At 36.3% G+C, this 7,316-nt stretch carries 2 protein-coding genes; both read right to left on the reverse strand.

Annotation, left to right across the window (positions count from 1 at the left end):
- A partial coding sequence (locus E1140_RS02970) for a DUF6443 domain-containing protein (protein WP_185153394.1) occupies window positions 1–1,608 on the reverse strand: 1,608 nt, incomplete at its 3' end.
- 4 nt (window positions 1,609–1,612) lie between these two features.
- Window positions 1,613–7,156, reverse strand: a complete 5,544-nt coding sequence (locus tag E1140_RS02975) for a choice-of-anchor D domain-containing protein (RefSeq protein ID WP_155178888.1) — start codon at window positions 7,154–7,156, stop codon at window positions 1,613–1,615.
- Window positions 7,157–7,316 lie beyond the last annotated feature (160 nt).

The raw sequence follows: 7,316 nt of genomic DNA on the forward strand, positions 1-7,316 counted from the left end.
CCAATCCGAATCAGCTCCCGGAACTCGCTTCTCAATCATCCTGTTGCGGCCGTCATATTTGTACTGAAAGGCCCAGGTGTTTAAAAAATCTTGAGAAAGAGAATTAGACAGCATACTAATCTCTGAATCATTAAATGCGATATCAAAAACCTTAACTTCATCAATAAATCCTTCAAACGGCCAAACTACATTACTAGCCGTATTTCTAACTGCTCCTATTAGAGTGTTGAAAGAAGAACTACCGCTTGAATAGTATTCTAATGGCTGGGGCACCCCATCGGCATTGCCATCCACATAAAATCTAACATTTGTGCCATCACCCACAACCGCAACATGATGCCATAAGTTGTCATAAATAGTCTCAACTTCTCCTTTTATCAGATTGACATTTCCTGAAGTACCATAAGTGCTGGTAAATCTAAGCTGGCGATCTCCATATTGTCCTCCATAGGTTTCATACATAAAACTAAAACCTTTCTTGGAGGTTGTTCCTGTTGAAGAAATGAAAAAGCTTCTCTTACTTAAATCATTTATTTTTACGTACATTGAAATGGTAAAAACGCCATTATTCTGGATAAAGGAATGAGAGTTTGCACTGTTTTCAATCTCAACATAATCATCAATACCATCAAAAAATAGAGCCGTCTTGCTCATACCTTGTGCCCAAGTGGCCCCATGAATGTTTCCACTATTATTGTCTTTAAGATCACCCAGAATTGCCCCTTCATTCTCATCAAAATTCCAATAATTAATTGGTTCAGAGGTTAAAGTTTGCACTTGATTCAGCTCCTTTATTGACTCAGGAGGAAGAACATACCTCAGGTTGCCATAATCATCATACACATAATAGGTGTCTGCCCATTCACCAATATTATATGTCGTTAAATTAGGGCTATCAACGGCCTGAACTCTTTTGAGAATAGTTCTTCCCAGTTTATCCACAAACTCTATGACTCGATTTCCTGATTCATCGATGGTCACATTCTTATATAACTCTGCCGGGGCATAGTTATTAGCCGCTCTTGGGCGGCCATTGGTAGTATTTATCTCCCAATTATTTACCTTATCCCCTAACTCATTGGTCAAATATTCATACCGCACAGTAGCCCCTCCTCCCGGCTGCCAGGCCTCGCCAGGTGAGCCTTGCTCGAGGACTCTTGCAAGTTCTGATTTCTCTAAAACAGCTACTGCCTTAGCATAATTACCTGTCCCAGCACCATAGTATTCATCATAGAATGTTTTTTGGAACATAATAGCGTCAGATTGATCAACAAATTCGCCATCACTTAGTGTAGATGCATAGGGCAGGTAGTTCTCTACATTCCTTCCAAATCCATCATAAATAAAAGGTGTAACTATATCTACAGCTGTACCATTAATCCTGAAGGCAGCTTTTTTGCTATTCCTCTGGATAACTCGGCCTAAACCATCATAATACTCAACACTTTCACTTACTAATTCCTCATTATCCTCCACACTAAGCTCCCCTTCAATAGCGGATTGCGCAGTATATGTTTTTACATAATTGCTTTGAATACTCTGTCCAAGTCCACTAAGACATAAATGAAAGAACAATACACTAATACCTGCTTTTTTAAGTTTATTCATATTATTAATAAGAATCGCTATTAACATCTATATTTCTATCCAAATCACTATTTGTGAATCTTATGTTCAAAGTAGTATTGGTTATTATGTTGGAATCATATGAAACATCTACCGACATTGTTTGACCCGGAATCAGCGTTTTAGGTAAAGAATAGGATGGACTGATACTAAAATTGTTAGAATCTCCAATTGATATTGATGAGACTGTGACTGCCGTATTTCCATTATTTTTAATTTGAAGGAATATTCTTCTGATACTAAATGTGAAATTCAACACAGAATGACTATACCAAACCTTTTCATTTTTCATCCATTGAGCATTTACCCCTAATGATGGTGATTCCGTTAAATTACCGCTAAAAGTAATTTGGGCTGAATTAGGTTGAAAATCAGTTGCTGTATAAGTGATATGCAAACCAGTACTTTGAGCAGGGTTTAAACTAAAACTAGTAGGTGATACAGTAAATTTGCTATTATTCTGAACTGCTACATTATCAACAGTGAGTGCATCATTTCCACTATTAGTAACTGAGACCTCTATAGTCTTAGAAGGTGAAGAATCATTAAAACTACCAAATTCATTAGTACCAAAACTTAGCTTTCTGATATTTCCCTTTACAAGTATATTTCTATCTGCACTTGGCATATTACAGTTATCACACAAAACGCTAAGCGTAAAAGGATCAACATCACTTTTGTTTCTTCTAACTGTAATTTCTCTAGTCCCGTTAACTGCTATTGAACCTGTAGTTATTGGTGTTACTGACCATTGAGCCGCATCTACACCTGAATACGACAATCCGCTAATGGTAATTGGGGCATTTCCAGTGTTCTTTATCCTCATGTTTTGTGAGATATTAACGTAATTGAATTCAAACTCATTAATCTCCAGTCCCGCGGAATTCTGAAATTCAAATTGGGCATAGCGAGTTCTTTGTCCTTTTAACCTAATCACATTATTACCTCGGTTCGCATCAGTAAGGAAAGTCAAATAAGTATCAATTGCACTAAAATTTTGAGGTTCGAAAGTAATATTTACTGTTTTCGTCTGATTCTTAGTTAAGGTGAAATTGGTTTCATCGATAGAAAAATGTGCACTATTGCCAGAACCTGAAAACTGTACCCCTGTAACCGTAAATGGCTGGTCTCCTGTATTAGAAATGACCAAAGGTTCTGTCACTTCACCATTTTGAGGATCAGAAGAATTATTAATTATTCCAAAATCGATTAGATGTTTTGATAGACTTATTTCTCTAACATTTTCAGATAAAGTAACTGTATTACTGCCTTCATTTTTATTAGAGTTAATCGTGAAGGTCTGAACTTCAGGACTTAGCCCTCCAGGGGTTCGTGTAAACTGTATGGTTCCTGATTGGCCTGGAGCAATACCATTACTAATTCCAAAATTAGTAACAGATATTCCAGTTAATGAGGAAGGTGAATAACCATCAACAGTCAAAAATTGGTTTCCATCATTTTTGACTGTAACTGTTCTCTGATCACCTGTGCGATCAAAAACAACTGAGCTTGGACTGACCGAAATTATTCTTTTCCCCTGTCTGTTACCCGCAAATGGGATTGCGATATTATTAGAATAAGTAGCATCATGATCCAAACCAATATCAGTAGATATATTTTGATCGAAGCCAGTTGGTCTAAATCTAATATCTAAAAATGCGTCATTCTCTGCCTCAATTTCTAATGGTAGGTCTGTTAATATTTCAAAATGCTGCGCCATATTAGGATCAGAAAAGGAGACACCGGTTACCCTTAACAGATTAATAAATCCTGTATTAGCAACATTGATCTGAAAGTCTTCATATTCGTTTAAATAGGGTATGTTACCAAGATTAATTGGTGAAGTATCAACCAATATTTGACTAAAAGGTGAACGCCTCTCGCCTTCCACATGTACAGCATTGGTCATTATGCCACAATTCCGAAAATCAAATGTCAAATCAGCCTCAGAAGATCCATCTACTGTCATTATGAAGTTCACTTGCAGTGTAATAGACTCTCCTGGATTGATACAAATTGTATTGTTCCCACCGGGAACACTAATGTCAAGATTAGAAGGGTTGCTCTTCATCGATACCCCATTGACGAGAATATCCTGTAGTGCCTCAATACCATTTCCATTATTGGTAATGGTAATTGGAAGTTGATTAAATGTGCTGGCCACTACATCAAAATCAAGAAAAGAGGTGGAAAACGAAATATCACAAACCCTAGGAGAATAAGTGGCTGAAATTGGATAGGTATTCAAACCTTCGGTCTTATCAGAATCAACGAAAATAGTACCACTATAGCTACCCTCAACAGAAGGGTCAAAAACAATTTGAACATCAACATGTCCTTCTGGGGGTATGATACCTGTCCAGCCGGAATAGGTGAAACCTGTGGGCAGAGTGATATTAGTGATTTGCAAATCATCTTCTCCTAAATTGGATATGGTCAATATCCTGACTATATCTTTCTTACATATCAAATCATCAGCTGCTATTACATCTGGGTCGGCTAAAGGCTCAAAATCACTTGACACGTATTCACCAAACGTCATATTACCACTAAGCGATAAAATTCTAGTAGGCTGAGATTCCGCATAGTGATACTCATTCTGCGCCATCGTATTACCATCATGATCAATGACTTTGTTAAGTCGACCAAAATCATCATACTCATATTTATTAGTTTGTCCTGCAGGATCGGTCATCTCTGTAACTCCCTTTCCCGGATCAAATTTATAAGTCGTTATTTGGCCATTTTTGGTGAGATTATGACTCCTTAAGGCTTCTTCATAATTCGCCAGAGACAAGGTTTCATCATAAACTGTGTTAAGGTTTTCAAAGCCTACACCACGAGCATGAACGACAGGATATTTATCATCATAACTCCAAATAAATGATTGCACAATTCCATCCTGAGACTCAAACTCAAGTAAATTCCCATTATCAGAATCATAAACATTATATTTAGCAATATTTTCAAATATTGGCTCAACAAAATCACCATTAGTAGTTGGCGAAAATGGCCCGAGCTCACGATTATATCTATGGACTGATGATAACTGAGCTCTAGTTCCATTAACAACAAACCTATTTCCCATGGCCACCACCACTTCGTCATCTAACCGTTGAACTTCCTCAATTTTTGGTGCAACAAGATTTAAATCGCTGACCATAAAAGCTAAATCACTGTTATTAGGATAGTTATAGGCATAAGTATTTTTAATGCTAGAGGTTTTTCCATCACTTGTTTGAATCTCGCTACTAGCTAATTGAAAGTGATCATCAAAAGTCTTAACCGTTGTTGTTTTAAAAGCATTACCCCAGACAATGACATTGCCATCAGCATCAGCACCTAGTGGGGATAATGGGGAGGCAGTAGCAGTTATCTGTTTTTTAGGCTCATAAAATGTTCTGTTTATTTCATAATGAGTCCAGTATCCAACTGTAGTCATATCATAAGACAATGGCCCATAGCTAATTGCCTTTATTGGTTCCCCAACTGTGGCGTCATACTCTTGATTAAGCTGAACACTAACAATATTATTGCTATCATCATAATTTATTACTGATTTAACCTTTCCATTTAAATATGGATAACCCTCAGCAACTAGTCCATGTTCTAATACTTTAGATGGTCTATTTTCAAAAAAATATGCATTTGAAAAAGAATCACCATTACTTGACACCCTCTTTTCAATCACTTTATCATAGCCCAGAATCATACCCTGGGCAGTAGCATAGCCTGTAATATTTTGATTTCTTGTATACCTATAATTACACCAGGTTGAAATGTACTCGAGGTTATAATTATCATCATAAAACGCTTGATGATCAAATAATGCATACCTATTCCATAAAGGTGTTAGTAACCTACCATAACTATGTGTCGGTCCATTATCATAAATAAACTTTCTTGTAATGACGTTATCGCTCAATGGATCGTAATCTTTGATTTCAGCAATCCTCGCACCACCAGCTTTTTTCACTCCAGGGTTTTCTCGAAACATTTGAGTGTCATCTGGCAAGTATTCGTGAGGTTCATAGAAATATTCACTGAATCCTTTTGTGGGATATATTACTTTAGAAAGCAAACCTGCTATGCCATAATCAAAGTTTGCCGTCATATATGGATGCTGATAATAATATGCCAATGATCCTTCTGGATTTTCCTCATCGCAGGGCGGTGAAGTTTCTTCCAAAATTGGTGGGTTAAGTAAAGGATTTTCATCTCTTCCATTATAATAGCCAAAATGGTCTGTACCAGTACTCTCTTTATTTGGAAGGGAATTGTCCTTATAATATTGAAATCTATAAACCTGATCATCAATTGTTAATTTGTACAATTTTCCTCTTAGCCATAGCGGTTCTTTATCATCGTATTGAAAGATTTTGTGATACTGTGGATTAAAATAACTTTGATGAAATATTATGTCCTTTTCAAAAGTTGACTCAGGCAATTTATTCCTTATGGTAATTCCATTATATCTTTTGAGATCATCAGGGGTCGGTAAAGTTATAGCTGCAGTTCCATCTGTAAACAGTAAGTTTTTACGCACATCCTCGCGCCTTTCCATTTGGAATTGAATATCCCATTCGTCACTTTCTATAGAAGTCAAATACTTTCTCTGCTGAACATGCTGAGTGCATGTTTCTGAGCCATTTGCAGCCACCAACTCGCCAAAGATTATACTATTGGAAAAGTACACACCTGGATCATAGTTAAAGCTTAAAGTTCTTCCTTTAGGACTGGTTACATCATTTAAATACCAAGTAGAAATAGTTCTAAATCTTCCACTTTGATTTTTAAATACTAAAGGTTCAATTTGATCCTCTCTCCTCAAAACATCTCTATCAGTTCCTGAAGTACTAAAGGAAGTAGATTCTTCAGTAACACTAAACACACATTTAAATCCTTCAGGTGTAATCAGGATAAAACTGTTTGTGAGATAATCATATTCAATAACAGTGGCATCCTGCGTCAATTTAACAATGCCTATTATCCCCTCTGGTGTGACTTTAGAAAGCAAAAAATCACCACTGTACCCGAACACATTGTATGAAAAAATATCTGGTTCTGTGTCTGGAGCACCTGTCAAATGCATATAATAAGATTCGGGATTTGGAAAATCTTCAACCCATGGATCAAAACCCATATCAAATGAAACTTCTTCGTCATCAAATACATACCCTTGACTTTTCCCTGCATAACCTGTAAACAAATCATCTTTTCCTCGTATATGTCTTGTTATAAATCCGGTTGCATATAACGACCAACCTAATCCTACCTCACTGGCCTCTTCAGTTACTCTTACTCCTGTACCACTATAGTTAAGTGATAAAGGAAGGTTCCATCCATCAAAATTTATGGTATGAAGGGGTATATTAACACTAGCGGTACCTGTATATAAGTTTGGCTTCTGGCTTTGAAATTCTGTTATTTTAGCTGTATTGGGTGTAGGTGGAATAATGGCTAAATCTTGCGAAAAACCTATTCTGAATATTGACGCTAGAATTAGCGCTAAGAATGCAACTCTTAACATGAAAACAGTTTTAATTTAAAGAGTTGCAATAAGTCGATTAGATTATAAAAATAAAAACCTAGTTTATTACATTTATTACATATAAATATTTCTATTTATATATATAATATTATTATACACCAGCTGATTATAAGCATCTTACATTTTCACTTTATTACTC

Origin of the sequence: Fulvivirga lutimaris (genome assembly GCF_009711525.1) — a bacterium.
Lineage (GTDB): Bacteria > Bacteroidota > Bacteroidia > Cytophagales > Cyclobacteriaceae > Fulvivirga > Fulvivirga lutimaris.